This is a genomic window from Gammaproteobacteria bacterium, assembly GCA_035279405.1.
Classification (GTDB): domain Bacteria; phylum Pseudomonadota; class Gammaproteobacteria; order Natronospirales; family REEB76; genus REEB76.
This window is the reverse complement of the sequence record DATEHU010000033.1, coordinates 124,673-149,420: the sequence shown is the minus strand read 5'-3', so window position 1 is coordinate 149,420 and position 24,748 is coordinate 124,673. Positions and strand designations below refer to the sequence as shown.

General features: G+C 62.2%; 24 protein-coding genes. 13 read left to right on the top strand and 11 right to left on the bottom strand.

The genetic code is table 11. From position 1 onward, the window contains the following. The first annotated feature begins 22 nt into the window (after window positions 1–22). Together cpdA and VJR90_07265 are read left to right on the top strand one after the other, a co-directional pair. On the top strand, window positions 23–775 hold the full coding sequence (cpdA, locus tag VJR90_07270; GenBank protein HKV97267.1) for a 3',5'-cyclic-AMP phosphodiesterase: 753 nt from the start codon (window positions 23–25) through the stop codon (window positions 773–775). A gap of 57 nt (window positions 776–832) precedes the next feature. Further along, window positions 833–1,762 (top strand): TraB/GumN family protein, encoded by a 930-nt coding sequence (locus VJR90_07265; protein ID HKV97266.1) that lies wholly within the window; start codon window positions 833–835, stop codon window positions 1,760–1,762. 111 nt (window positions 1,763–1,873) lie between these two features. Here VJR90_07265 and VJR90_07260 read toward each other — a convergent pair whose 3' ends face one another. From VJR90_07260 to VJR90_07250, 3 genes are all read right to left on the bottom strand, one after another. Next, the gene (locus tag VJR90_07260) at window positions 1,874–3,103 is read right to left on the bottom strand and encodes a hypothetical protein (protein HKV97265.1); all 1,230 of its coding nucleotides are present in this window, start codon (window positions 3,101–3,103) and stop codon (window positions 1,874–1,876) included. Window positions 3,104–3,122: 19 nt separating this feature from the next. After that, window positions 3,123–5,129: a multicopper oxidase family protein gene (locus VJR90_07255; protein ID HKV97264.1), complete on the bottom strand. Its 2,007-nt coding sequence runs from the start codon at window positions 5,127–5,129 to the stop codon at window positions 3,123–3,125. A gap of 125 nt (window positions 5,130–5,254) precedes the next feature. Continuing rightward, the gene (locus VJR90_07250) at window positions 5,255–5,455 is read right to left on the bottom strand and encodes a rubredoxin (protein ID HKV97263.1); all 201 of its coding nucleotides are present in this window, start codon (window positions 5,453–5,455) and stop codon (window positions 5,255–5,257) included. A gap of 91 nt (window positions 5,456–5,546) precedes the next feature. Between VJR90_07250 and VJR90_07245 the strand changes: the two genes are divergently transcribed. From VJR90_07245 to hemL, 3 genes are all read left to right on the top strand, one after another. Next, window positions 5,547–6,332, top strand: a complete 786-nt coding sequence (locus tag VJR90_07245) for a hydroxymethylpyrimidine/phosphomethylpyrimidine kinase (protein HKV97262.1) — start codon at window positions 5,547–5,549, stop codon at window positions 6,330–6,332. After that, on the top strand, window positions 6,329–6,961 hold the full coding sequence (gene thiE, locus VJR90_07240; protein ID HKV97261.1) for a thiamine phosphate synthase: 633 nt from the start codon (window positions 6,329–6,331) through the stop codon (window positions 6,959–6,961). Before VJR90_07245 ends, thiE begins: the two co-directional genes overlap by 4 nt. A gap of 221 nt (window positions 6,962–7,182) precedes the next feature. Next, the gene (gene hemL / locus VJR90_07235) at window positions 7,183–8,466 is read left to right on the top strand and encodes a glutamate-1-semialdehyde 2,1-aminomutase (GenBank protein HKV97260.1); all 1,284 of its coding nucleotides are present in this window, start codon (window positions 7,183–7,185) and stop codon (window positions 8,464–8,466) included. Window positions 8,467–8,468: 2 nt separating this feature from the next. Here hemL and VJR90_07230 read toward each other — a convergent pair whose 3' ends face one another. From VJR90_07230 to VJR90_07220, 3 genes are read right to left on the bottom strand one after another with little or no spacing between them, the layout of a single operon-like run. Continuing rightward, a complete protein-coding gene (locus VJR90_07230) occupies window positions 8,469–9,059 on the bottom strand; it encodes an LON peptidase substrate-binding domain-containing protein (GenBank protein ID HKV97259.1) in 591 nt (196 codons plus the stop codon). A 5-nt stretch (window positions 9,060–9,064) separates the two neighbouring features. Next, the gene (gene mpl / locus VJR90_07225; protein ID HKV97258.1) at window positions 9,065–10,447 is read right to left on the bottom strand and encodes a UDP-N-acetylmuramate:L-alanyl-gamma-D-glutamyl-meso-diaminopimelate ligase; all 1,383 of its coding nucleotides are present in this window, start codon (window positions 10,445–10,447) and stop codon (window positions 9,065–9,067) included. A gap of 2 nt (window positions 10,448–10,449) precedes the next feature. Further along, window positions 10,450–10,965 (bottom strand): hypothetical protein, encoded by a 516-nt coding sequence (locus tag VJR90_07220; GenBank protein HKV97257.1) that lies wholly within the window; start codon window positions 10,963–10,965, stop codon window positions 10,450–10,452. A gap of 70 nt (window positions 10,966–11,035) precedes the next feature. Between VJR90_07220 and rnd the strand changes: the two genes are divergently transcribed. Next, a complete protein-coding gene (gene rnd / locus VJR90_07215) occupies window positions 11,036–12,190 on the top strand; it encodes a ribonuclease D (protein HKV97256.1) in 1,155 nt (384 codons plus the stop codon). 181 nt (window positions 12,191–12,371) lie between these two features. Here the strand turns inward: rnd and VJR90_07210 are convergent, their stop codons facing one another. After that, window positions 12,372–13,229, bottom strand: coding sequence for an adenylate kinase (locus tag VJR90_07210; protein HKV97255.1), 858 nt, complete (start codon window positions 13,227–13,229; stop codon window positions 12,372–12,374). Between the two features lie 224 nt (window positions 13,230–13,453). Here VJR90_07210 and VJR90_07205 point away from each other — a divergent pair, with 224 nt between their 5' ends. The 3 genes from VJR90_07205 to VJR90_07195 all read left to right on the top strand — a co-directional run bounded on the left by VJR90_07205 (window position 13,454) and on the right by VJR90_07195 (window position 17,922). Next, the gene (locus VJR90_07205) at window positions 13,454–14,719 is read left to right on the top strand and encodes a 6-phosphofructokinase (protein ID HKV97254.1); all 1,266 of its coding nucleotides are present in this window, start codon (window positions 13,454–13,456) and stop codon (window positions 14,717–14,719) included. 14 nt (window positions 14,720–14,733) lie between these two features. After that, complete coding sequence (locus VJR90_07200) at window positions 14,734–16,764, top strand: sodium-translocating pyrophosphatase (protein HKV97253.1); 2,031 nt, start codon at window positions 14,734–14,736, stop codon at window positions 16,762–16,764. A 183-nt stretch (window positions 16,765–16,947) separates the two neighbouring features. Then, entirely contained in the window at window positions 16,948–17,922 is a 975-nt protein-coding gene (locus VJR90_07195; GenBank protein ID HKV97252.1) for an HNH endonuclease signature motif containing protein, read from the top strand. 169 nt (window positions 17,923–18,091) lie between these two features. On the opposite strand, the gene VJR90_07190 is transcribed toward VJR90_07195, so the two are convergent. Then, window positions 18,092–18,970, bottom strand: a complete 879-nt coding sequence (locus VJR90_07190; protein ID HKV97251.1) for an MBL fold metallo-hydrolase — start codon at window positions 18,968–18,970, stop codon at window positions 18,092–18,094. 70 nt (window positions 18,971–19,040) lie between these two features. Between VJR90_07190 and VJR90_07185 the strand changes: the two genes are divergently transcribed. The 4 genes from VJR90_07185 (at window position 19,041) to VJR90_07170 (ending at window position 22,198) form a co-directional block, all read left to right on the top strand. Beyond that, a complete protein-coding gene (locus VJR90_07185) occupies window positions 19,041–19,802 on the top strand; it encodes a sulfite exporter TauE/SafE family protein (GenBank protein HKV97250.1) in 762 nt (253 codons plus the stop codon). A gap of 80 nt (window positions 19,803–19,882) precedes the next feature. Continuing rightward, a complete protein-coding gene (locus VJR90_07180) occupies window positions 19,883–20,548 on the top strand; it encodes a 2-hydroxychromene-2-carboxylate isomerase (GenBank protein HKV97249.1) in 666 nt (221 codons plus the stop codon). Between the two features lie 526 nt (window positions 20,549–21,074). Beyond that, the gene (locus tag VJR90_07175) at window positions 21,075–21,386 is read left to right on the top strand and encodes an RNA-binding protein (protein HKV97248.1); all 312 of its coding nucleotides are present in this window, start codon (window positions 21,075–21,077) and stop codon (window positions 21,384–21,386) included. Window positions 21,387–21,577: 191 nt separating this feature from the next. Beyond that, the gene (locus tag VJR90_07170) at window positions 21,578–22,198 is read left to right on the top strand and encodes a DNA-3-methyladenine glycosylase (GenBank protein ID HKV97247.1); all 621 of its coding nucleotides are present in this window, start codon (window positions 21,578–21,580) and stop codon (window positions 22,196–22,198) included. Window positions 22,199–22,348: 150 nt separating this feature from the next. Here the strand turns inward: VJR90_07170 and VJR90_07165 are convergent, their stop codons facing one another. The 3 genes from VJR90_07165 to VJR90_07155 form a co-directional block, all read right to left on the bottom strand. Then, window positions 22,349–23,362: a hypothetical protein gene (locus tag VJR90_07165; GenBank protein ID HKV97246.1), complete on the bottom strand. Its 1,014-nt coding sequence runs from the start codon at window positions 23,360–23,362 to the stop codon at window positions 22,349–22,351. 18 nt (window positions 23,363–23,380) lie between these two features. Beyond that, window positions 23,381–23,866 (bottom strand): hypothetical protein, encoded by a 486-nt coding sequence (locus VJR90_07160; GenBank protein HKV97245.1) that lies wholly within the window; start codon window positions 23,864–23,866, stop codon window positions 23,381–23,383. Between the two features lie 388 nt (window positions 23,867–24,254). Further along, a complete protein-coding gene (locus tag VJR90_07155) occupies window positions 24,255–24,710 on the bottom strand; it encodes a thioesterase family protein (GenBank protein ID HKV97244.1) in 456 nt (151 codons plus the stop codon). Window positions 24,711–24,748 lie beyond the last annotated feature (38 nt).

The following is a 24,748-nucleotide window of genomic DNA, read 5'->3' as shown; positions in this document are numbered from 1 at the left end:
GCCCGCACCGCCGGAATTTCCAGTGAGTCCTGATTCTACTCCGCTGCGCGTGCTGCAGGTCACCGACACGCATCTGTTCGCGGACCCTGGCGGCATGCTGCACGGCATCAATACCCGCGAGACTCTGCAGCGCGTGCTGGAGGCCGCGGTGCGTCGGCCGCCACCGGATCTGGTGGTAGCTACCGGCGATCTGGTGCATGACCAGCCCGTAGCTTACCCGGCGCTCGCGCAAATGCTGCGGCAGTTGCGCGCGCCGGTGGCGGCCATCGCGGGCAATCACGATGACGCCGGGGAACTGCGCGCCATGCAGACTTCCGGCCTGCACGTGGGCGGCATGCAGCGCCTGGGCAGCTGGCGCATCCTGCTGCTGAACACGCAGGTATCCGGAAAGGTCGGCGGGCACCTGAACCAGGCGGAGCTGGCATTTCTGCAGGACGAGCTGCGCACGGCGGGCGACGCTCACGTGCTCATCGCGTTGCACCATCACCCGGTGCCGCTGCACAGCGCCTGGCTCGACCGCATTGCTCTGGACAACCCCGATGAATTTTTCAATATCCTGGACCGCAGCGAAAGCGTGCGCGGCATAATCTGGGGCCACGTGCACCAGGAATTCGACGCCGTGCGCCGCGGCGTGCGCCTGCTGGCGGCGCCTTCCACCTGCGTGCAGTTTTTGCCCAACTCGCGGGACTACGCCGTTGACGACAAGCCACCCGGCATGCGTTGGCTGAGCCTGCACAAAGACGGCCGCATCGAAACCGAAGTACACTGGCTCTGAAGGCGTTAACCTGCGTTTCCTGTCCGGGAAACGCACAGCTTGCGGGAGTGTCGGAACATGAACTGGAACTTGCGGCGCGGCCTGTGGCTGTGTGCCGCCTTGTGCACTCTGCTGTTGAGTGCCGGGTCGAAGGCCAACAGCGCCCAGGCTGACACTGCGCTGGGCGCCGCCGCGGATGCCCCGGCGCGAAGTTTCATCTGGCGTGTCAGCCGGGGGCGGACGTCCATGTATTTGGCCGGCTCCATCCACACGCTCAACCCGGACAGTTATCCGCTGCCCGATGTCATGGAGTCCGCGTTCCGGAATTCCCATGCGCTCGTGGAGGAAATCAATCTCACCGTGGAGGATCCGGTCAGCGTGCAGCAGCAAGCGCTGCAATTGGGTACCTATCCTCCCGGGGAATCCCTGCGCACCGAACTGCCGCCCGCCACCTATCAACAGGTCGCAACTCTTGCGCAGAATCTCGGGCTGGACATGCAGCAGCTGGATCGTTTGCGCCCGTGGCTGGGCAGCATCACGGTGCTGGAAATGCAGTTGCAGCAGGCGGCTTTCAATCCCAGCTACGGCCTCGATCATCATTTCGCAAATGAAGCCCAGATGTCCGACAAACGCGTGATCGGCCTGGAGACTGTCCACCAGCAGTTGGACATGCTTGCGCGTCTGCCCGCCAGGGTGCAGCAGGCCATGTTGCTGCAATCCATGCAGCAGGCCCAGCATTTCCAGCTCGAGGTGCACGCATTGATCCGCGCATGGCAAAACGGTGATGCCGCCGGCATGCAGCGCATCATGCAACATGACTTTGAAAAATATCCGCTGGCCTACAGGCGGCTGATCGTGGATCGCAACCGCGCGTGGTTCCCGCGGCTCGAACGCCTGGCACGCAGCGGCCGTGTGTATTTCGTGGTGGTGGGTGCCATGCACCTCATCGGACCGGACGGGCTGCTGGCACGATTCCGGAGGGCCGGTTACCGGGTGGAACAGTTGTAAAGCGAGCGTGAGACCGCTCGCCAAGCTCTTGTTGATCAGAGCCAATCTTTACGATGCGCGGGGTTTGCCCCGCTACGACGTAGTGCGGAAATAGCTTCCGGCCGGCCCGGCTCAGGGGTTGCTGAAAACGGCGCCGTGCGGAATGGCGCTCCCGTGCCAGCCATCGGGCCACGCGCGCGTGAAATTGATCGTCGCCGGTTCGAGTGTCAGTTTCCCGGTACGGCGATCGATCGTGGCAAGGCGGACCCGGGTGTTGAGCGCGCCGTAACCCGTGATGACCAGGCGGTCTCCGCCCGGCTCGAGCGCCAACCAGTGTGGGTATTCATCCGGCGGCAGCAGGATGCGGCTGACTTCGCGCGGATGTTCCGGATCGTGTACATCGAGACTCACTATCGCATGCCCGCTTTGCATGGTTTCCACCAGAAAATGGCCTGCGACCACCGGCACCTCGCACCCGCGGTAGCCGAAGTCGTAGATGTGTTGCAGCGTCGGATTGTCGCTCGCCAGATTCCGGACCAGGAAGAGATCGCAGTTGAACGTCGGCACCACGACCGTTTTGCCGTCGGCCAGCAGGCGCGGCTCGGACGAATCCGCAGCCGTGTCGTAAAACCAATCCGGTTGCGGTGGCAGCGGCATGGTCTTGATCAGCTTCAGGTCGGAAAGCCGCCAGACTTGGGCCACATGGCTGACTTGCGCGCCCATCATGTCCGCGCTGCCGGTGACAACGCGGTCGAGCTTCGGAATGATCGCCAGGCTATACGGGCGAATATTAGGGTGGCCCGGCACGGCCGCCGACGTGGATCTCACCACCCGGCCCTGTGGGTTGAACTCCACCAGTCCACCCGCAGCGTGGTTGAACCCTCCGGAATACTGGAAGCTTGCCAACGTATCGCCGTTGGAAAGATAAACAAAAGAGTGTGGATAGCTGAAAGCGCCGACGCTGCCGAATTTCCGCAAGAGCCGCGGTTGCAGGGGATCGTGCAAATCTAAGACGTACGTGCGGTTCCCGAGCCAGTCGTTGGCATACAGCACATCGTCCGGAGGTTCCGCATAGTTTGTGTGATGCGCCATCACCGCCTCGCCGACGGGCAGCATCGCCACGAGTTTCCCGAACGACGGCCCTCGATCGATGTCGAACACGGCGAGGAAGTCCTTGCCCAGTCCCAATCCACTGCGCCGCGCAGGAATGTCGGCGGGTGTCATCTCCGGCACCGAGGCAAGGGGATGCTTCGCTTCCATCGCCCACACGAAAAGATAGTGACTTGAAACCGGCGCTGCTGCCGCGATCAGCGGGAAGGCCAGAGCCAGAAGCAGCAAGCCGCGGAATATTGCCTTCTGCATGTTCAAATCCTGCCGCGTGTTACTCCACGCGGATAACGCCCATCATGCCGTGATCCTCATGAAACAGCATGTGGCAGTGGAAAACGAAGGTGCCGCGCGGAACGTTACGGAAGTCGAGGATTATCTTGGTGATGCTCGGCTGGATGAGCGGATAATTCGGATCACGGGGATTCGGCAATAGCCGCCCTACCGGTACAAAGCTCGTGTCCACGGTGACCGGTATGCCCATGTAGCTATGTTCCTGGACGTACGCCATTTGGTGAATGTGGAATGCGTGCGCCTCCATGGTCGCGTTAACCAAATACCATTCCTCGACCGTGCCCTGTTTCACCACGATATCGGGATTCGATGGCACGCTCGTCCCACCGCGATAGATCGGCCAGAATGAGTGCTCGTGGAAGTCCGCCTTGGTGGTGTCGGTAATGTAGTAAGCGTTATGCGCCGGAACCTTGCCGCGCTTGGGAAGGTAATATTCTGTGAACGTGATCGCACGGCGGTGGATGAGTGTGGGATGCGCGCGCGCCCACGCGACGAGCCGCGCCGCCGGCGTCTCAGATGGATTGATGCGCACGGAGTTGATCTTGTCACCCTTGCCGGTAGCAGCAACTGCGCTGATCCGCAGCAGCTCGTGATGTCGCATGAAATCTGCGTCTTTGCCCTCACAGTAGTGCTCGCTGGAGAGCATATAGCTTGCCCCCGCCGGTGCTGTCAGCAGGACGTCCGCGCGCGACATGGGTGAAAGCATGATCTCCCGCATAGCGAGGTAGCCACGGAGCGGGTGCTGCATGTCGCCGGACACCGGCACGCCATCGAGTCCCACGACGCGCATCTCCTGTACTTTGCCCGCGGCATCCCGCAATACCAGCAGCTTGGGAGAATCCGCGGTGCCGTTAACGAGCCGCAGCAACTGCGTCTGGCCAGCCGGCACGGCCAGCGATGCCGGCATGTCCGCGCCGTTGACAGTAAGCGCAACCTCCCGGCCGTAGCCATTGCAGCCGGTGGCATCGAGCGTCACGCCGCCGGCGCTCATCGGAAACGTGTCCGGCCAAGGCGGAGGACTGAACGGATTGTAGGCCACCGGGGGCGCCGCCCGCAGAGCCGCCTCATACTTCGCGGCCGCCGCTCCCTGCGCTGCATCAACCTTGTCGAGTGAAACACCAGTGGGCAAGGAACTTGGATCGAACTTGACCGGCAGGCGATAACGCAGCACCAGCACGTGTTCGGCAGCACGCGGAATTTGTTGCACATCCGGCTCCACGATCCAAGCGCCATCGAGACCACCGGCGACTTCGGGATCCGACGAGCCGTGCGCGTGCGGGTGATAGAGATAAGTTCCGGGCGGCTGGGTGCGCGGGATGGTGATGTCGTACTCGCAGGCGTGCAGCCGCGTGCTCAGCGTGGAGAGGAAAATGTTCTCCTCTGAGGCCGGTCCCTCGAAACCGTGCAGGTGAATATTTGTGTCTATCGCAGGCGGTGAAAAGTAGCGGTCATCTATAGTGTGATTCAGATAGCCGACCCAGTGCTGCACCGGCGCCGGTGGCATTGACATCGGTTTGCAAGGAATAATCTCAGTCGAAGGAACACTCTCACCGGAACTCTGACTGGCGATGTCGTTGACGATGCGGATTGCGAACCGCTCGCCGCGGCGCACGTGAATTGCCGGCGCGATCGTGTATACGGCACCGCGCCAATGGTAGCGGTAGCAGAAGCGGTGACCGTCGCGGTGCACGGCAAGAATCAGCTCATGCTGCCCGGACGCGTCCAGCGGCGCATCCCACATGTCCACGTCGGGTGGACCAATGACCATACCGTGCATACTGGCCACCGGGCCGCACGCACCGGCGGCGGTTGGCGCTGTCGCCGCAAAACCGGTCTGGGACACAAGGTTGGCCGCGCAGAGCACTAAAAGTGCCAACAGCGCGCACGCGCTGTGGCAGCCTGCCGTCATGAAGCGAAGCATGAATGTCATTGGCCCCCCCTTAAGGCGCAAGGTCAGGCATTGTACTTTTACGGCAACGTGCTGCAAGTGCCCGGCTGCCAGGCGAGACGGCCTTTGCACGGTTTCGCACGTCAGGCGGGGCCAGGGGGATTATTGATCCGTTCAGGAAACCCGAAAGGAGTGGGTTTGGCAAAGGCGGTGTAGCGTCAAGGTCAAATTTCAATCATTTCGAAATCTTCTTTGCCGGCCCCGCAATCCGGGCAATGCCAGTTGAGCGGCACGTCTTCCCAGCGCGTGCCCGGTGCGACGCCGCTTTCCGGATGGCCCTTGGCTTCCTCGTATACAAAGCCGCAATTCACACACATGTAGGACTTCAGTGTGACGCGGGCCTGGATGGATGCAACGGGAGTCATGCGTTCAGAGTATCAGCTCAATGCGGCAGCTGTGCAGTCATTTTCGCACGGACACATCGGCATCTGCACGCACAGCGGTTAAAATTCACGCATGTCCAGCGCGTCACCTCCCGTGGTATTAGTCATCGCCGGCAACGACCCCAGCGGCGGCGCCGGCCTGGCCGCGGACACGCAGGCCATCACCGCGTTGGGTGCGCATCCCGCGCCGGTGGTCGCGGCACTCACCGTGCAGGACACAGTGAATGCCTATCACGTCGAGGCAGTAGCGGCGCAACTCGTTGTGGTGCAAGCGGAAACCGTGTTGCAGGACATGCCCGTCACGGCCATCAAACTCGGTTTGCTGGCGACCGCCGAGACCGGCAAAGCCGTGGGGCAGCTGCTGCGCGCACATCCCGGAATTCCCGTAGTGCTCGATCCGGTGCTGGTCGCGGCCGGTGGCGCCGCGCTGGCCGAGGATGCGCTCGTCACGGTGTATCTCGAGGAGCTGTTGCGGCTCGCGACCGTCGCCACGCCCAATGCCGCGGAAAGCCGGCGGCTTGCGCCGCGGGCCGCGAATGCGCCCGCGCGCGTGGCGGAGCTGCTGGCGCGCGGCGCGCAACACGTGCTGGTGAAGGGTGCGGATGAAGCCACACCGGATGTCAGGAACACGCTCTTCAGCCAGGGCGGAAGCCACCGCGAATTTACCTGGCCGCGGCTGCCCGGAAACTATCACGGCTCGGGCTGCACGCTCGCTTCAGCAATCGCCGCGCTGCTCGCGCAAGGTCACGCTGTTCCGCAAGCCGTTGCCGAAGCGCAGGCGTACACGTGGAATGCGCTGCAACAAGGCTGGCGTTTGGGCCGCGGCCAGACAATTCCCAACCGCCGGGTCGCGCCATGAACATTCGTAGCCGCATGCTGCACGGTCTGTATGCCGTCACGGATTCCGGTGCCGCACCCGCAACGCCGCTTGCCGAAGCCGTAGCGGCGGCGATCCGAGGCGGTGCGCACCTCGTGCAGTACCGCGACAAGTGCGGCGACGCCGCGCGCCGTCTGCGTGAAGCGCAGGCGCTGCTGGCGGTGTGCCGCGAGCACGAGGTGCCGCTCCTCATCAACGACGACGTGGATCTCGCGGTCGAAATCGGGGCGGACGGTGTGCATTTGGGGCGCGAGGATGCGCCGCTCGACGAGGCACGCGTGCGCACGGGCCCGCGCGCGATTCTCGGTGTGTCCTGCTACGATTCGCTCGAGCGTGCGCTTGCCGCCGAGCAGGCCGGTGCGGACTATGTGGCCTTCGGGAGTTTCTTTGCTTCGCCCAGTAAACCCCAGGCGGTACGCGCACCACTTGAACTTTTGAGCATAGCGCGCCAACGCCTAAATGTGCCGTGCTGCGCCATCGGCGGTATCACGCCGGAAAACGGCGCTGCGCTGGTCGCGGCCGGCGCCGACATGCTGGCTGTCATCCGCGGCCTGTTCGCGCAAGCCGATATTGAAGCCACCGCACGGAAATACGCCCGACTGTTTCAATGAGCATGGGCTGTCTATTGTGGAGGGGCTTGATTTGTGGGAGCGGTCGTCCCGACCGCGATAAAACTGGAATCGCGGCGGAGGCCGCCGCTCAGCGGTATGCAAGGTTGTTTCGATGAGCCCCACTTAATATATTGTGGGAGCGGCTTTAGCCGCGATATTTCTGGATTCGCGACGGAGACCCTCGCTCCCACGCATGACCACATCAAACGCCTGGTTTCGCAGTGACCAACGATTTATTCGCCCAAGCACAGCGCTACATTCCCGGCGGGGTTAATTCGCCGGTGCGCGCCTTCAAGGGCGTGGGCGGCGAACCGCTGTTCATCGCGCGTGCCGAAGGCGCCTATATATATGACACGGATGGCCACCGCTATATTGACTACGTCGGCTCCTGGGGGCCGATGATCGCCGGCCACGCGCACCCGAAAGTAGTGCGCGCTGTGCAGACCGTCGCCGCCGACGGCTTGAGCTTCGGGGCGCCCACGGAACTCGAAACTCGGCTCGCCAAACGTATCTGCGAGCTCATGCCGTCCATTGAACTCGTGCGCCTGGTGAACTCCGGCACCGAGGCCACGATGAGCGCCATTCGCCTGGCACGCGGATTTACCGGCCGTGACAAAATCGTGAAATTCGAGGGCGGGTATCACGGCCATTCCGATTCCTTGCTGGTCAAGACGGGTTCCGGTGCGCTCACGCTCGGCGTGCCGAGTTCCGCCGGTGTGCCCGCGGCGCTCGCCGCGCTCACGCTCACCCTGCCGTACAACGACAGCGAAGCGGTACGTGCTGCATTCAAGCAATGCGGCCGCGAAATCGCCTGCGTGATCGTCGAACCGGTGGCCGGCAACATGAGCTGCGTGCCGCCGGTGCCTGGATTCCTCGAGACACTGCGCGAGCTTTGCAGCGACCACGGCAGTGTGCTGATCTTCGATGAAGTCATGACGGGATTTCGCGTGGCGCGCGGAGGCGCGCAGTTGCTCTACGGTGTGCGGCCTGACCTGACTACGCTCGGCAAGATCATCGGCGGCGGCATGCCCGTGGGCGCATTCGGTGGTCGGCGCGACATCATGGAAAAAATCGCGCCGCTGGGTCTGGTGTACCAGGCCGGCACGCTGTCCGGCAATCCGCTCGCGATGGCCGCGGGCCTCGCCACCCTGGAACTATTGGACGCGCCGGAGTTCCATGCGCAGCTGGAGCTGCGTACCCGGCAACTTTCCGAGGGCTTGCGCGACGCGGCCCATAGCGCCGGCATCGCGCTCAGCGTCAATCACGTTTGCGGGATGTTCGGATTGTTTTTCAGCAATGCGCCGCGGATCACGAATTACGCGCAGGTCATGGCTTGTGATGCGTCCGGATTCAAGCGCTTCTTCCACGCCATGCTCGCGCAAGGCGTGTATCTCGCACCGTCGGCGTTCGAAGCCGGTTTTGTGTCCACCGCTCACAGCGAGGCGGACATCGAAGCTACTGTGGCCGCGGCGCGCAAGGCGTTTGCCGCCGCCCGACGCGGCTGACGTCACGGGGCTTTCTGTTCCGCCAGCGATTGTACCAACGCCGCGATGACGTCGAGCCGCAGTTGCGCGTCGGAGATTTCCAGCAGGTGTTGCCGCTGTTTCATCGGCAGTGGCAGCAATTCCGCGAGCCGGTAACCGACCCAGCTGCTGTCATCGTAGGCGGGCGTGATCAGCGCGTAGCGTTCCGGCAGTTGCGCCAGCAGGGTGCGCAACATCTCGGCCAGTGGCTGGGCGGATTCCGGCAACGGCAGCGGCGATTCATCCGGCAGCCATTCCACTTCGCCCAGATGCAGGCCATCGTGCTGCGCGCGCATGCGCAGCGTGCGAAAGCGACGCTCGCCGGTCGCGAGTATGTGCAGCAGCCCGTCCGCATCGTTGCTCCAGTCGCGGATGCGCGCCAGCGTGCCCACGGTGTAGGTGCGTGCCGGACCGGTTTCGCTGCCCTGTTCGATGAGACACACGCCGAACCCCGCGTTGCTTTTGAGGCAGCGACTCAGCATGTCGAGGTAGCGGGTTTCGAAGATGCGCAGCGGCAGCGGTCCGCCCGGGAACAGCACGGTATTCAGCGGAAACAGCGCCAGGGTTTCCGGCATGCCGGCTACAGGGGCCAGGTGGCCGCCGCGGCCTTTTGCTGCAAACGCTCGATCAGTTTTTCATGGATGCCGCCGAAGCCGCCGTTCGACATGATGAGCACGTGATCACCGCTGCGCACCTCGGTGGCCACGGCATCCACCAACTGCGAAAACTCCCCGCTGACACTGGCCCGAGCGCCCAGCGGCTGCAGGGCGCCGGCCACGTCCCAGGTGACGTTCGGTGCCTGATACACGAACACGCGGTCGGCATCGGCGAGCGCGGCGGCCAGGCTGTCGCGATGCACACCGAGCTTCATGCTCGCGGAGCGCGGCTCGAGCAAGGCGATGATGCGCTGTTTGCCGACGTGCTGGCGCAGGCCGTTGAGTGTGGCGGCGATGGCGGTGGGGTGGTGGGCGAAGTCGTCGTACACCGTGACGCCGTCCACGCGTGCGCGCACCTCGAGCCGGCGTTTCACGCCCTGGAAACGGATCAGGGCTTCGGCCGCCTGACTCGGGATCACGCCCACGTGATGGGCCGCGGCTATCGCCGCCAGCGCATTCAGGACGTTGTGCTTGCCGAGCAGCCGCCATTCCACCATGGCGGCGGGCTTGCCGCGCCACGTCACGGTGAAGGCGCTGCCGTCCGCGGCCACGTGACGCGCGGTCCAGTCCCCTTCGGTGAGCGAGAAAGTCTCGCGCGGCGTCCAGCAACCCTGGGCAAACACGTTTTGCAGCGCGACATCCGCGGCGTTGGCCACGAGCAATCCGTTGCGCGGCACGGTACGCAGCAGGTACTGGAATTGCGTCTGGATACTGGCGAGGTCCGGATAGATGTCCGCGTGGTCATATTCAAGATTGTTGAGCACCGCGGTGCGCGGGCGGTAATGCATGAACTTGGCACGCTTGTCGAAAAACGCGGTGTCGTACTCGTCGGCTTCCACCACGAAGTACTGGCCGCTGCCGGCACGGGCCGACGACTTGAAATCGCGCGGCAGGCCGCCGATGAGGTAACCCGGTTTCAGGCCGGCCTGTTCCAGAATCCACACCAGCATGCTGCTGGTGGTGGTCTTGCCGTGCGTGCCGGCCACTGCCAGCACGTGCTGGCCGCGCAGCACGTTTTCCGCCAGCCATTGCGGGCCGGAGGTGTAGGGCAGGCCGCGTACCAGCACCGTTTCCAGTTCCGGGTTGCCGCGCGACAGCGCGTTGCCTACCAGCACCAGATCCGGTGCGGGCTTGAGATGCTCCACGGCATAGCCCGCAAGCAGGGGAATTCCCAGCGATTCAAGCTGCGTGCTCATGGGTGGATATACGTTGTCGTCCGAGCCGCTCACCTGGTGGCCGGCGGCGCGCGCCAGCGCCGCAATCCCGCCCATGAAAGTGCCGCAAATGCCGAGTATGTGGATGCGCATGCTCAGATCCGCATGGGGAACAACACGGAGAACATTACCAAATTAAGCACCACGTAGGTGCCGGCGATGAAAATACCGAGCGTGAGCCAGGTATTGAGCGCATGCCGCAGGATGTGGCCCGTGACCAGCACGTTCCAGGCCACAATCACCCACAGCAACACGCCCACTGCCTGCGTGCCGGTGGACGCGGGCAGCAGCGTGGCCAGCAAGGTAAGCGGCACGGCCACGAGCATGATGATGGTACTCGTGCCGAGCAGCGCGCTGAGCGTCTGGTTGAAACGCTCGAGTTTCTGCCAGATCGTCAGCACCAGCGCAAAGAACGCCAGCAACAATGCCGTGTCCAGCAGCAGTTCCGGCAACAGTACCCGGCCGCGCAATCCCTGCGCTACGAACAGCGCCACGTCCGCGGCCATGTAAACCAGCAGCAGGATGACGAACAAGATCCAGGAACGCGGGAACACCTGCGGACCCTGACGCAACAGGCAAATCTGCCAGCAGGTGCGTACAATTGCTTTCACCCGTCCTCCCGTGCAACGACCGCCACGCATCATACCGTGCCGGCCCACCGGACTTCAGCCCGAAAATTCCATGAGCGACGATTATCTGTGGATCGAAACCGCCGAGGCGTTGCAGGCGCTGTGCGCCGACCTCGGCCGCAGCGAGTGGCTGGCGCTGGATACGGAATTCATGCGGGAACGCACTTATTATCCCAAGCTGTGCCTGGTACAGGTGGCTACGCCGCAACTGGTCGCGTGCGTGGACGTGTTGGCGCTGGCGTCGCTCGAGCCGCTGCTGGCGGTGCTCGACGACGCGCGCATTCTCAAGGTACTGCATTCGGCGCGTCAGGACCTGGAAATCTTCTTCAATCTGAACGGCCAGGTGCCGGCGCCGCTGTTCGACACCCAACTGGCGGCGAGCTTCGCGGGGTTTCCCGACCAGGCCGGTTACGCGACGGTGGTGCAGGGCGTACTCGGAGTGAATCTGGACAAGAGCCACACGCGTGCCGACTGGACACGTCGGCCGCTGGCGCCGCTGGTGCGCCAATACGCCGCCGATGATGTGCGCTACCTGCGCGAGATTTATCCGCGCCTGAAACACAAGCTCGAAAGCCAGCAGCGCATTAGCTGGCTGGGGACGGAGACCGCGCGCCTCACCGATCCCGCTACCTATCGCCCGGATCCGGACAACGCCTGGCAGAAGTTGCGCGGCCAGCAACGGCTTAAGCCGCGTCAGTTGGCTGCCGCCAAGGCGCTGGCCGCATGGCGCGAGCGTACCGCGATGCAGAGCGATCTGCCGCGCCAGTGGGTGCTCAAGGACGAGGCGTTGATGGACATTGCGAAGCAATTGCCTGCCGGCATTGATGAGCTGCGTGCAGTGCGCGGTCTGGCGGAAAGCGCGCTCACCAGGCACGCGGAAGAATGGCTGGCGTTGATCGGCGCAGCGCAAAGCGCGGGCAAACCGGCGCCTTTGCCCGAACGCTTGAGCAATGCTCAGGACGCGCTCGTGGATGCGCTCATGTCGGTGCTGCGTCTGCAAGGTACCGCGGCTGGCGTGAGTTCGGCGCAGCTCGCGAGCCGCGGAGAACTCGAGCAGTTGGTGCGCGGCGCGCGCGATGTGCCGGTGTTGCAGGGCTGGCGGCTGGACACCGCAGGCCGGACGTTGCTGGATTTGCTTGAAGGCAAGACCGCGCTCGGCGTCAAAGATGGCACCCTGCAAATTCAATCACAGGAAAAGAAAACCTGAATTTTGCAGGAGCGGCTTCAGGCTGCATGCGTCCAAAAACTCCGTTCCCCCTGAGCGTAGGCCGCGAGGCCGAAGTCGAAGGGTGAGGACGCTTCGACTCCGCTCGCTCATGCGAGCTACGCTCAGCGTGAACGGCAGGAATCGCGGCGCGGACCCATGGGTCCGCTCGCCGCTCCCACATTTATTTGCGCGTACGGCTCTTCCTGGCGGGACGCTTGACGCTTTTCGATGGTTTGGGTTTGACGCTCGCGGGCTGGTGCGCGGGCTTTGATTTTGATTTGACCGGCTTGACCACCGGTTTTTTCGGTAAGGGTTTGACCGGCGCTTTGACGGATTTGCCTTTGCGCAAGGGGTTCACGGGGAGCGGCAGCTTGGGTTTGCGCAAGCCCTTGGCGACCGGATCGAGCACGGCCACCAAACGGCCGAAAATCTCGTCCACTTCGCCGGTGCCGTTGACGGTTTCCAGCTTGCCCTGGTTGCGATAAAAGGCGAACAGCGGTTTGGTCTGCAGCTCGTACACCCGCAGGCGGTTGCTGATGGTGACCTCGTTGTCGTCCGGACGGTGGTGCAGGGGCGCACCGCAGCGGTCGCACTGGTCGTCGAGGCGCGGCGGATTGGTATAAATGTTGTAAGTGGCGCCGCAGTTTTCGCAGGTACGCCGGCCGGCGAGACGCTGCAGCAGCACGTCGAAATCCACGTCCAGCAGCACCGCGCAGTCCAGCGGCTGGCCGAGCGCGCGCAGCATCTCATCCAGCACCTGCGCCTGGGACAGGTTGCGCGGGAAGCCGTCGAGGATGGCGCCGTTGCGGGCGTCCGCGGCACGCAAGCGCTCGCGGATGATGCCGAGCACGATTTCGTCGGACACCAGTTGGCCGGCGTCCATAGCGGCCTTGGCCTGCAGCCCGAGCGGCGATCCGGCCGCCAGCGCCTCGCGCAGCAGGTCTCCCGTGGAAACGTGGGGAATACGGTATTTCGCGGAGAGCTTGTCCGCCTGCGTCCCTTTACCGGAGCCGGGAGCCCCCAGCAGCACAATTCTCATGTGGTGTCTCGTGTTGATGTTGGGCGGGACAGCCGGTGGAGCCTGAGGCGCGCGGGGCGCGGGCAGGGCTTCACGGCAGGCGTAAAGTACCCGCTGATTCCCGGAACGTCAACGCGCCCGCGCCAGTGGGCGATTTTTTTGCAATTCGTGCCCGCCCCGCTACAATGCCCGCCGGCCCGGGGGAGGTCGGCCGCTCCGCCCACAAATACAAGAGTTTCCTTTTCATGGCTTTCACCCAGAACGCCTTTTATGCCCAGTCGGGCGGCGTGACCGCCGTCATCAACGCCAGTGCCTGCGGTGTCATCGAGACCGCGCGCCGGCACAAAAACCGCATCGGTAAAGTCTATGCCGGCCGCAACGGCATCATCGGCGCGCTTATGGAAGATTTGATTGACACCGGCCGTGAATCGGCCGCTGCCATCAGGGCACTGCGCCACACACCGGGCGGCGCGTTCGGCTCCTGCCGCTACAAGCTCAAGGGCCACGAGGAAAATCGCGCACAGTACGAGCGCCTGATCGACGTTTTCCGCGCCCATCGCATCGGTTACTTCTTCTACAACGGCGGCGGCGACTCGGCCGATACCTGTCTCAAGGTCTCCCAGCTCTCGGAAAAACTCGGTTACTCCGTGCAGGCAATCCACATACCCAAAACCGTGGACAACGACCTGCCGATCACGGATTGCTGCCCCGGCTTCGGTTCGGTGGCGAAGTACGTGGCGGTGTCCATCAAGGAGGCCGCACTGGATGTCGCCTCGATGGCCAAGACCTCCACCAAGGTGTTTGTCATGGAAGTCATGGGCCGGCACGCGGGCTGGATCGCCGCGGCCGGCGGCCTGGCGCAGGAAAAGGCCGGGGATGCGCCGCAGGTCATCCTGTTTCCCGAGATTCCGTTCGACCAGGCGGCGTTTCTGAACAAGGTCAGCGACAGCGTGAAACGCGATGACTACTGCGTGATCGTGGTATCGGAAGGCGTGCGCAACCGGGACGGAAAATTCCTTGCCGAAGCCGGCACCCGGGACGCCTTCGGCCACGCGCAACTGGGCGGCGTGGCGCCGTTCGTCGCCAACCTGGTCAAGGAAAACCTGGATTACAAATACCACTGGGCGGTGGCCGATTATCTGCAACGTTCCGCGCGCCACATCGCGAGCAAGACCGACGTGGATCAGGCCTACGCGGTCGGCAAGGCGGCGGTGGAATTCGCCCTCAAGGGCCACAACGCGGTGATGCCCACCATCGTGCGCAAATCCGATAAGCCCTACAAATGGGTCGTCGGCATGGCGAAACTCACCGACGTGGCCAACCGTGAAAAATTCATGCCGCGGGATTTCATCACCAAGGACGGCTTCGGCATCACGCCGAAGTGCCGGCGCTATCTTGCGCCCCTGATCCGCGGCGAGGACTATCCACCTTACAAAAACGGGCTGCCGCAGTACGTTACGCTGCGCAACGTTGCGGTGCCCGGAAAATTGACCACGAGCTTCACCCTCTGACCGGAGATAACTCGATGACCATCACAGCCGATTTGTGGTTCGCCCTGGCCTGCGGGATCGTCGCGATCCTGTATGGAGTGATTTCAGTGGGCTGGGTGCTGAAACGCCCCGCCGGCAACGAGCGCATGCGCGAAATCGCCGCCGCCATCCAGGTGGGCGCCAAGGCGTATCTCAACCGCCAGTACCGCACCATTGCCATGGCCGGCATCGTGTTGTTCCTGCTCATTGGTTTCGTGCTGAAGAGCTGGCCCGCGGCCATCGGCTTCGCCATCGGCAGCATCTTCTCCGGCGCGGCCGGCTACATCGGCATGAACATCTCGGTGCGCGCCAACGTGCGCACAGCCGAAGCCGCGCGCCATGGCGTGAAGGCCGCGCTCAAGCTTGCGTTTCGCAGCGGCGCCATCACCGGCATGCTGGTCGCGGGCCTGGCGCTCCTCGGCATCACGGTCTATTACATGATCCTGCGCCAGTTCTTGAGCGAGGAAACCGCGCTGCACGCACTCATCGGCCTGGCCTTCGGCGCGTCGCTGATCTCGATCTTCGCGCGCCTGGGCGGCGGCATCTTCACCAAGGGCGCGGACGTGGGTGCGGATCTTGTCGGCAAGGTCGAGGCCGGCATCCCCGAGGACGACCCGCGTAACCCGGCGGTGATCGCCGACAACGTCGGCGACAACGTGGGCGACTGCGCCGGCATGGCCGCGGACCTGTTCGAGACTTACTGCGTCACCATGGTGGCTTCGATGTTGCTCGGTGGCCTGATGATCAAGGAACTCGGCAGCAATGCCATCGTCTACCCGCTGGCGCTTGGCGGCGTGTCCATCCTCGCTTCGGTCATCGGCATCTTCGCGGTGCGCGGCAAGGAAGGCGGCAAGATCATGAACGCGCTGTATGCCGGCGTGATCGTGGCCGCGATTCTCTCGATCATCGGCTTTTTCTTCGTGAGCCGCTGGCTGATGTCCGGCATGCCGAGTATCGGCTATCTGGGCGTGTTTGAAGCGGCCGTGGTCGGCCCTGTGCTGACCGTGGTGCTGGTCGCCATCACCGAGTACTACACCGGCACCCAGTTCAAGCCGGTGAAGCACATCGCCCAGGCTTCGACCACCGGACACGCCACCAACATCATCGCGGGGCTCGGCATATCCATGAAGGCCACGGCACTGCCGGTGATCGCCATCTGCATCAGCATCGGCGTGGCGTATCTGTGTGCGGGGCTGTACGGCATCGCCATCGCCGCCGCCACCATGCTGTCCATGACCGGTGTGGTTGTGGCGCTCGACGCCTACGGTCCGATCACCGACAACGCCGGCGGCATCGCGGAAATGGCGGACCTGCCGAAAGAGGTGCGTGCGGTCACCGATCCGCTGGACGCGGTCGGCAACACCACCAAGGCCGTGACCAAGGGCTACGCCATCGGCTCGGCGGCGCTCGCCGCGGTGGTGCTGTTCGCCGACTACACTCACAACCTTGCGGCGCTCGGCAAGACTTTCAGCTTCGACCTGTCCGACTACAAGGTCATCATCGGCCTGTTCATCGGCGGATTGATTCCCTACCTGTTCGGCGCCATGGCCATGGAAGCCGTGGGTCGTGCTGCGGGCGGCATCGTCAACGAGGTGCGCCGCCAGTTCAAGGAAATCCCGGGCATCATGACCGGCAAGGCCAAGCCCGATTACTCGCGCGCCGTAGATATGCTCACCAAAGCGGCCATCAAGGAAATGATCATCCCCTCGCTGCTGCCGATCGTGGTGCCGATCATCATCGGCGTGGCCTTCGGTGCGCAGATGCTCGGCGGCGTACTGGTCGGCACCATCGTCACCGGCCTGTTCGTGGCGATTTCCATGACCACGGGCGGCGGTGCCTGGGACAACGCCAAGAAATACATCGAGGATGGCAACTTGGGCGGCAAGGGCTCCGAGGCCCACAAGGCGGCCGTGACCGGCGACACCGTGGGCGACCCCTACAAGGACACCGCCGGCCCGGCCATCAACCCGCTCATCAAGATCATCAACATCGTCGCGCTGCTCATTATCCCGCTGCTGGTGAAATAGCTATCTTTTGTGGGAGCGGCCGTCTCGGCCGCGATTCTGCAAGATCGCGGCAAGAATGCCGCTCCTACAGGGAATCCAAGCGCTGCATGAACAGGCGGCGCTTTTTTATGCGTCATCGGTTACCGGGATGACCTACAATTGCGGTGGCCATAAAAGACGATGCCATCGCATGTGCCCTTCACAATGAAATTCTGGTGGGTGAATCAGAATCAGACTTTCGAACAAGAAGTTCGAGGCGGTTATCTCTGGTCACCTAAACGTAAATCCGATGGTTCAATCAATCCATTTTACGAATCAATGCGGGAAGTGGCGCCAAGCGACCTCATATTCTCGTTTGAAGATACATTGATCAAAGCACTAGGGCTTGCCACCAGTTATGCACGAGAAGCCCCCAAACCTCCGGAATTCGGCAACGCTGGCCCAAATTGGAACCGGATCGGTTGGTGTGTGAACGTGGATTTCAGAGTGCTCGAACACCAAATAAAGCCAATAGACAATATCGAGCGCTTGCGCCCCTATCTGCCCGAGCGCTATTCTCCCTTGCAATCATCCGGGCGCGGAAATCAAGCTATTTACCTCACCTGGATTGAGCCGCTTCTGGCTCAGGAGTTACTCGCTCTCATCGGCTTTGAAGCCCGACAATTCTGGGAGCGGGCAACAAAAGCTGACACTCAGTACGCCCCGAAAAATTTCGATGATGTGCAAAACTGGGAAGACCATATAAAGGCCGTAATTGAATCAGACAAGAAAATTCCGGAAACAGAGAAATCTGCGCTGATACTTGCACGCCGCGGTCAGGGTATGTTCAAACAACGCGTTGCTTTAATTGAACACTCCTGCCGCGTAACAAAAGTTGAGCGGCCCGAGCACTTGATAGCCAGCCATTGCAAACCTTGGCGTGACAGCTCCAATGAGGAGCGACTGGATGGAGAAAACGGCCTCCTTCTTACGCCGTCTATTGACCATCTCTTTGACCGCGGCTTCATCTCTTTCGATAACGACGGCACACTGCTGGTTTCTCCGGTAGCGCATAAACCTTCACTGCAAAAGATGGGGGTGCCCACAGAGAACCTTACGAAGGTAGGACAATTCACCAGCGGTCAGCGAAAATATCTCGATTTTCATCGGGACTCCGTATTTTTGCGATCGAAACGCTGAATCCGCATAGCGATTATCGGCTGTCGTCAAATCTCCCGTTCCCGTTTCTTCTCCATCGCCAGAGCCCTGAGCAACCTCTTGCCTCTATACTTGCCTAGCAGCGACTTCACACGGGAATCCGTAACAGCGCGAGATTTTCCGAGAGGAACCTTTTTGAGTTTTCGAGTGGTCATGATTTCTGATTGGATAAGTTGATATTGAGAGGAATCCTGAGATAGCTAACACCATTGCCTTCGGGCTCGGGCAAGCGGCCCGCGCGGATGTTGACCTGGATGGCAGGCAGCAACAACGCCGGAACGCTCAGGGTTTTGTCGCGTTCAGTTCGCAGTTTGATGAAGGCTGCGCGCGACACGCCGTCATGGACGTGGATGTTGGCGCGCTTCTGTTCGGCTACCGTTGTTTCATGCTTGTATTCGCGTCCGCCGGGTGCGTAGTCGTGACACATGAACAGGCGTGTCTCGGGCGGCAGTGACAGGATTTTGCGGATGGAATCGTAGAGCGTGCCGGCATCGCATCCCGGGAAGTCACAACGCGCCGTGCCGGAGTCCGGCATGAACAGCGTGTCGCCCACGAAAACGGCGCCGTCAATCACGTAGGTCACGCTGTCACCGGTGTGCCCCGGCGTGGCCATGACGCGCGCTTCCAGTGTGCCGATTTGAAATATCTCGCCGTCCTTGAACAGATGATCGAATTGACGGCCATCGGGTTTGCATTCACCCCCCAAGTTGTAGAACGCTTTGAAAGTTTGCTGCACTTGGCGAATGCCTTCGCCGATGCAGATGCGTCCACCGAGTTCGCCCTTGACGAATTGCGCGGCGCTCAGATGGTCCGCATGCGCGTGGGTTTCCAGAATCCAGTCGAGCGTGCAGCCGCTGCGGCGCAGGAAATCCACGAGCGTCTGCGCCGATTCCACAGCCGTGCGGCCGGCGGCGGCGTCATAGTCCAGCACCGGATCAATTACCGCGGCGTGCCGCGTGGCGAGGTCGCTCACCACGTAGCTGAACGTGGAGGAGGGCTTGTGGAAGAAAGCGGTGATCTCGGCGGACACGACATGCTCCCGGCCTGTTTTACTCACTCATTCTATATACTGGCGCGCCTCAAACCGGAAAGATTTCCGCATGCTGCTTGCCTTGCTCGGTGCGGTACTGATTGGCCTGGTCCTGGGGCTTTTGGGCTCCGGCGGTTCCATCCTGACGGTGCCGGTGCTGCTGTATCTGGTGCACATGCCGGACAAGCTCGCCATCGGCGCCTCGCTCGGCATCGTGGGCGGCATCAGCCTCGTGGGTGCGCTGCCGTATGCCCGGCAGCGGCTGGTGCAGTGGCGCTGGGTGCTGTGGTTTGGAATTCCGGACATGGCCGGGGCCTGGGCCGGAGCCTGGATTGCGGAATTCCTTTCCGGCGAGGTGCAACTGCTGATATTCGCCGCGGTAATGCTGACCGCGGCGGTTATGATGCTGCGACGGCGTGTCACCGAAGCCGCGGAACCCCGCCGCCACGTGCTCTGGAAGATCGTGCTCATTGGATTCGGCGTCGGCGTACTGGCCGGTATCGTGGGCGTGGGCGGCGGGTTTCTGATCGTGCCTGCGCTGGTGCTTCTCGGGGGGCTCGATATGCGCCAGGCGGTCGCCACCAGTCTGGTGGTCATCATGCTGGCGGCATTCACGGGCTTCGTGCGCCATCTGCTCTCGCTGTCGGCGCAAGGCCTGCACGTGGACTGGCGGATCATCGGCGTGTTCGTGCTCGTCGGCGCGGCCGGAAGTCTCGCCGGACATCAGTTCGCGAAGCGCCTGCCGCAGGCGCTACTCAGACGGATTTTTGGCGTGTTCCTGTTTGCGATGGTCGCTTACGTCATCTGGCACACGCTGCCGCGGGTTTGGTAACGGACCGCGTGCTGAGGAGAAAGGTGGGAGAAATGGGGTCAGAGCGAATATCTAAATAATCAGTGGCAGACTACAGTTTCATGTCTGTGCTGGAGTGCAAGATGACTCGCGCGAATTGGTATTTTGATGTGATTTCTCCGTTTGCGTATCTGCATCTCAAACTGTTGCACAAGCTCCCTGAGTCCCTTGAAATTGAATACGTTCCCGTCCTGCTCGCAGGGCTGCTGAAGCACTGGGACCAAAAGGGTCCGGCGGAAATCCCGGCCAAACGAACCTACACCTATCGGTATGTGACGTGGCTCGCAGGCAATCTGGGGATTCCGTTCAAGATGCCGCCCTCGCATCCCTTCAATTCACTGGCCGCGCAGCGATTGCTCATTGCCGCCGGGCCAAATCCTGCGAATGTGGCGGTTGCATTCGACATGATCTGGCAGGAAGGGCGGGATTTACAGGACCCCGGGGAAATTGCCGAGCTGGGGCGGCGGCTTGGAATCAAGGATGCTCAGGCGACATTGGCTGATCCCGGAATCAAGGCGAAGTTGAAAACCAACACCGATACCGCCATATCCAAAGGCGTTTTCGGCGTACCGACTTTCCTTATCGGGGAGCAGTTGTTCTGGGGCCAGGATTCGCTGGAGATGATGCAGGATTATCTGCGTGACCCCGGCATCTTTGATACGCCCCAGATGAAGCGGGCGGTGGATTTGCCTATCGGAGCCACACGTCCCCAGCCGCTAAAATCCTGATCAGGATGGCTTCGCCACTTCCTTTGCGACGCGGACCCACTAGCGAACTCATGGCGTTCTCCACGCAGTTCGGGGAGTCCCGGCCCGGGGAGCATGCAAGACACGGCTGTGTACATTTTGTGGTCTCGAGAACATCGAGCAAAACGGCCATAGCTCCGTCTAGCTTCTGTCTTTGCTATCTATATTCCGCAGGACGTGGTATAAAGCGCGCGTTCTCAACACAGTCAGCGGTATTCAGAAGCCATCTCAAAAACCACTGCGTCTGGCAAAGCCCAGTAGCGTCAGCTCGGAATCGCCGCTTCGGCATCCTGTTTCCTCCCCGACCGGGGACTTTCAGGGCTTGCGCGGCACCCGTACATCCCCGTACCTCGTTTGTGTACCGCCCTGTACGCCCCCGTTTCCCGCTAATGCCAGTCGTGCTCTGCGCGTACCCAGTCATTTTTGAGATGGCTTCTGACAGTCATTACCCGCCACTGTTTTCGAGAACAAACGTTCAAGTTATCCATTACTTTTAAGAGAGATTGCAATGTCACAGAACAAACTGTATGTGGGAAATTTTCCTTACTCGGTGGATGAAACGCAGTTGCGCGGAATCTTTTCCCAGTACGGCGAAATTTCAGAACTGGCCCTGATCATGGATCGCGATACCGGCCGCCCCAAGGGCTTCGGATTCATCACCTTCGCGACCCAGGCCGCGGCGGAGAAGGCGCTCGAGCAGAATGGCAAGGACCTCAGCGGTCGTCCGCTCAAGGTCAGCGTTGCCACCGACAAGCCGCGTACCGGTGGCTTCCGCTCTGGCGGTGGCGGTAATGGTGGTGGTAACCGCTCTCGGTGGTAAATCTGCGGTGTGTCTGATTTGATTCAGACGATGAAAAGCCCTGCCGTTCGCGGCGGGGCTTTTTATTTCCCATGAGTGTGCCGTATGCCATAGTGGGTGCATGGGAATCTCGATGAGAGGGTGGCCATGCCGCGGCACGGTTTACGTTGTCCAGCGTGAGACGGGCGAACCCGGCTCGTGAAGCTGATCGCGTGAGCATCCCGACGTCGTCCATCAGTTCCTTGCGGCGGTTGTCACGCCGCAGCCTGCCCGTGGCCGCGACCAAACTTGCGCGGTATCTCATCGGCAAGACGCTTGTGCGCGAACTGCCTCAACGCCGGATCATCGGGCGTATCGTGGAAACCGAAGCCTATCTGCCTTACGACAAGGCCTGTCACGCGTTCAACGGCATGACCAAGCGCAACCGTTCGCTGTTTCTGCCGCCCGGGCATGCCTACGTGTATTTCATTTACGGCAATTACTACATGCTGAACGTGAGCGCGGAAAAGGAGGGGGTGGGCGCGGCCGTGTTGTTCCGCGCACTGGAGCCGCTGGCTGGCGAGGAGCTGATGAAGCGCGGCCGCAGCCATGTCGCGGACAAGGATCTGGCGCGCGGGCCGGGACGCCTGGCGGCGGCACTGCGCGTGACCATGAAACTGGACGGCCTGGACTTGTGTGCCCAAGGCCCGCTGTGGCTGGCGCACGCCTTGCGGCCGGTTGGACGCATCGGCCGCGGCGTGCGCATCGGCATCACCAAGGACGCGGACCGCCGGCTGCGTTTCTATGAGCGCGGCAATCCGTTTGTCAGTGGCCCTAAATGGCTGAACCAATAGTGATCATTTCCAGAGACCATTCAGAATCTTAAAGCGTTCGTGCTGAGCGTAGCGGAATGCCGTCCCGCGAAGTCGGAGCACGGTAAATTCCCGTACTCCACCCCTCGACTTCGTACCTGCGGTACTACGCTCAGGGCGAACGAAGGTAGCTCAGCGGTCGTCTATTTTCAGAATGTCGCCGCCGCGCGGGTCGCAGACGAAGACGTGACCGTGGTTGTCGTCGGTGACACAGTGGGCATGCTCGGCGGTTTTGTAAACGGCGAGCGCCTCGAGTGCGCCGGCCGGAGACACATCGAAGATCGTGAGCGTGGCGGCACGTGCACCGGGCACGTACAGATGATGCAGCGCCGGGTTGTAGCTGATGATGTCTATGCCGGCGCCGGCCGGCGCGCTCGCCAGCACTTTGCCGTGTTCGCCGGGCGAGAGCACCGCCACCTTGCCTTCGGTACAGGCCACGAACAGGTGGTCGCGTTCCTCATCCAGCGCGAGGCCACGCGAGCCTTTGCAGGTATTCGGCCATTCGGCCAGCACCTTGTGCGTGGTGAGTTCCATTTCAACCGTCTTGTCCTTCCAGAGATTGGAGTAGACGCGGTTGCGTGCATCGTCTATTTCGAGAGATTCCGGACCGCCGGCGATGTGAATGACGGCTTCCTGCGTAAGTATGGGCTTTGAGGACACGGATAATTTGAAAACCTGTATCTGCTCTTTTTCCGGTTCGGTCACCCAGATTTCATGGGTGCGAGCCACGTAGCGCACATAGTCCGGTCCGCTTTCGAGTGCGGTGCGTCCCACGATGGCCTTGCTATGCGGATTGATGGCCACGACTTCGGCTGGGTCGTGATCACTCGCAAACAGGAACCCTTCGGCATACATGGCGGAGCTGGTGCCCTCGCGGCGCTCCTTGCTGTTCGCGGGCGGTGCGCTTACGCCGGGAATGACGGTGAGCGCGTCGGTGGCGGGATCAATCAGCACCAGATTGCCTGTGGCGCCCGCCGGAACCGTGATGCGGTTCAAGGCCGCGGCGTAGCCGATGTCGTCAAAACCGATGCCGTGTTCGCCGCCGGGAATCTTGATGACGGCTTGCGGCGTGAGCAGTGTGGGTGCCGCCAACGTGGGGAGCGGTAACAGAGCGAGCAAAAGAGAGGGAAGTACGGGTGTTTTCATGGCTGGACCCTCGTGATGTTATTGGTCGGAAGACGCAAAGATCTCGGAGTTGCTGCTGCCGGTGTAACGGATCGTGCCATGCACGGGCAGGTCATGACGCTTCGCCTGCGCTGCGTCGAGAGTGTAGCGGTACAAGGCGGTGTCGGTTTTCGGACAGTAATAGCCCCTGCCTTTGAAATGAACATTCCCGTGTTTGCCGTAGAGTACGCCGCTGCTGGTGGCGGTGTCGCAACCTGCGGGCAGCCCCGGCGCGGGAGCATCCACAATCGCAAGCCGGCGCATTTCGGGCCAGCGGGCGGCGGATTCGAGTGTTGTGCCGATCAACCACACGCAGCCACCTTGCGGATGCATTCCCGCGGGACATTTCGCGGGTTTTTCCGTGACCTGGTAAGTGACGTGCAGGGCTACGGTGGCGGACGCCGCGGCGGGCGGCGGCGCTGTCCCGGCAAATACGCCACTCACGGGCGCAAGGCAGAGGCAAAGCAGCAGGCTGCGTAACGGCATGGTTCGCCTCTTGAAGCGGCGCGGGAAAATCAAGTTTAGTTGCTGTTGCCTGTTTCGCACGAACTCGTGCATTAAGTTTGCTTAATCTTCAGGCGTACTCGCCGGAAGGGAACACCTGAATGGCTGGCAGCAGGAACAGCTCGGTCTTGCTGGTGCCGCGGCGTCAAATCCCCCCGCGCCTGCGGCGCGCCCCCCTTTGCAAAGGGGGGAAGGGGAATCGCCGCGCTGGATTGGCACATCTTGCTGCAGCGTCCCCTTTGCAAAAAGGGGGGGCGAAGCGCGGTGTTGTATCGGCACGTTCTACTGCGGCGTGCCCCACTTTGGAAAAGGGGGGTGAGGGGGGATTTGCGGGGCTTCTCCACATCAATGGCGACGCTGGAAACGCGAATCACGCGGGCTTGCGGGGCTCGAACTCGGCAAAATCCTGGGTGCGCGGGACCTTCTCCATCGCCTGGGTCAGCTCCGCGGGCGACGGCACGATTTTGCGCGCCCTCAGGTCCAGCCACGCGCCCTGTACGTTTACCACGCAGGCGAGTTCGCCGTCCGCCTTGAAAATCTGGTGGCGGATGCGCCAGTGCTTGCGGTTGGGCGAGAGCCCCGCGATCTCCGTGGTGACGCGCAGGCGCTCGTTGGCGCGCACTTCGCGCAGGTACTGGGCTTCCTCGCGGAACAGCACCGGGCCGATGCCGAGTGCGCGGAAGCGCTCCAGCGTGAAGCCGTCGGCGTTCAGGAAACCGACGCGCGCCTGCGCCGCGCAGTCCATGTAGGCGGTGTGGCGCATGTGGCCGTTGGGGTCGAGATCAGCCCAGCGCACTTCGAGTTCCTGTTGATATGGCTTGCTCAAGGCAAGGTCGCCTCACTTTACAACGGACGACATTTTAC

Excerpts from the sequence above, each read along its gene's own strand:
- VJR90_07200 (HKV97253.1), top strand. The coding sequence starts at position 14,734 with ATGACCATCACAGCCGATTTGTGGTTCGCCCTGGCCTGCGGGATCGTC.
- VJR90_07265 (HKV97266.1), top strand. The coding sequence starts at position 833 with ATGAACTGGAACTTGCGGCGCGGCCTGTGGCTGTGTGCCGCCTTGTGC.
- VJR90_07175 (HKV97248.1), top strand. The coding sequence starts at position 21,075 with ATGTCACAGAACAAACTGTATGTGGGAAATTTTCCTTACTCGGTGGAT.
- VJR90_07260 (HKV97265.1), bottom strand. The coding sequence starts at position 3,103 with ATGCAGAAGGCAATATTCCGCGGCTTGCTGCTTCTGGCTCTGGCCTTC.
- VJR90_07165 (HKV97246.1), bottom strand. The coding sequence starts at position 23,362 with ATGAAAACACCCGTACTTCCCTCTCTTTTGCTCGCTCTGTTACCGCTC.
- thiE (HKV97261.1), top strand. The coding sequence starts at position 6,329 with ATGAACATTCGTAGCCGCATGCTGCACGGTCTGTATGCCGTCACGGAT.
- VJR90_07180 (HKV97249.1), top strand. The coding sequence starts at position 19,883 with ATGTCTGTGCTGGAGTGCAAGATGACTCGCGCGAATTGGTATTTTGAT.
- VJR90_07195 (HKV97252.1), top strand. The coding sequence starts at position 16,948 with ATGAAATTCTGGTGGGTGAATCAGAATCAGACTTTCGAACAAGAAGTT.
- VJR90_07210 (HKV97255.1), bottom strand. The coding sequence starts at position 13,229 with ATGAGAATTGTGCTGCTGGGGGCTCCCGGCTCCGGTAAAGGGACGCAG.
- VJR90_07250 (HKV97263.1), bottom strand. The coding sequence starts at position 5,455 with ATGACTCCCGTTGCATCCATCCAGGCCCGCGTCACACTGAAGTCCTAC.
- VJR90_07205 (HKV97254.1), top strand. The coding sequence starts at position 13,454 with ATGGCTTTCACCCAGAACGCCTTTTATGCCCAGTCGGGCGGCGTGACC.
- VJR90_07185 (HKV97250.1), top strand. The coding sequence starts at position 19,041 with ATGCTGCTTGCCTTGCTCGGTGCGGTACTGATTGGCCTGGTCCTGGGG.
- VJR90_07160 (HKV97245.1), bottom strand. The coding sequence starts at position 23,866 with ATGCCGTTACGCAGCCTGCTGCTTTGCCTCTGCCTTGCGCCCGTGAGT.
- mpl (HKV97258.1), bottom strand. The coding sequence starts at position 10,447 with ATGCGCATCCACATACTCGGCATTTGCGGCACTTTCATGGGCGGGATT.
- VJR90_07245 (HKV97262.1), top strand. The coding sequence starts at position 5,547 with ATGTCCAGCGCGTCACCTCCCGTGGTATTAGTCATCGCCGGCAACGAC.
- VJR90_07230 (HKV97259.1), bottom strand. The coding sequence starts at position 9,059 with ATGCCGGAAACCCTGGCGCTGTTTCCGCTGAATACCGTGCTGTTCCCG.
- rnd (HKV97256.1), top strand. The coding sequence starts at position 11,036 with ATGAGCGACGATTATCTGTGGATCGAAACCGCCGAGGCGTTGCAGGCG.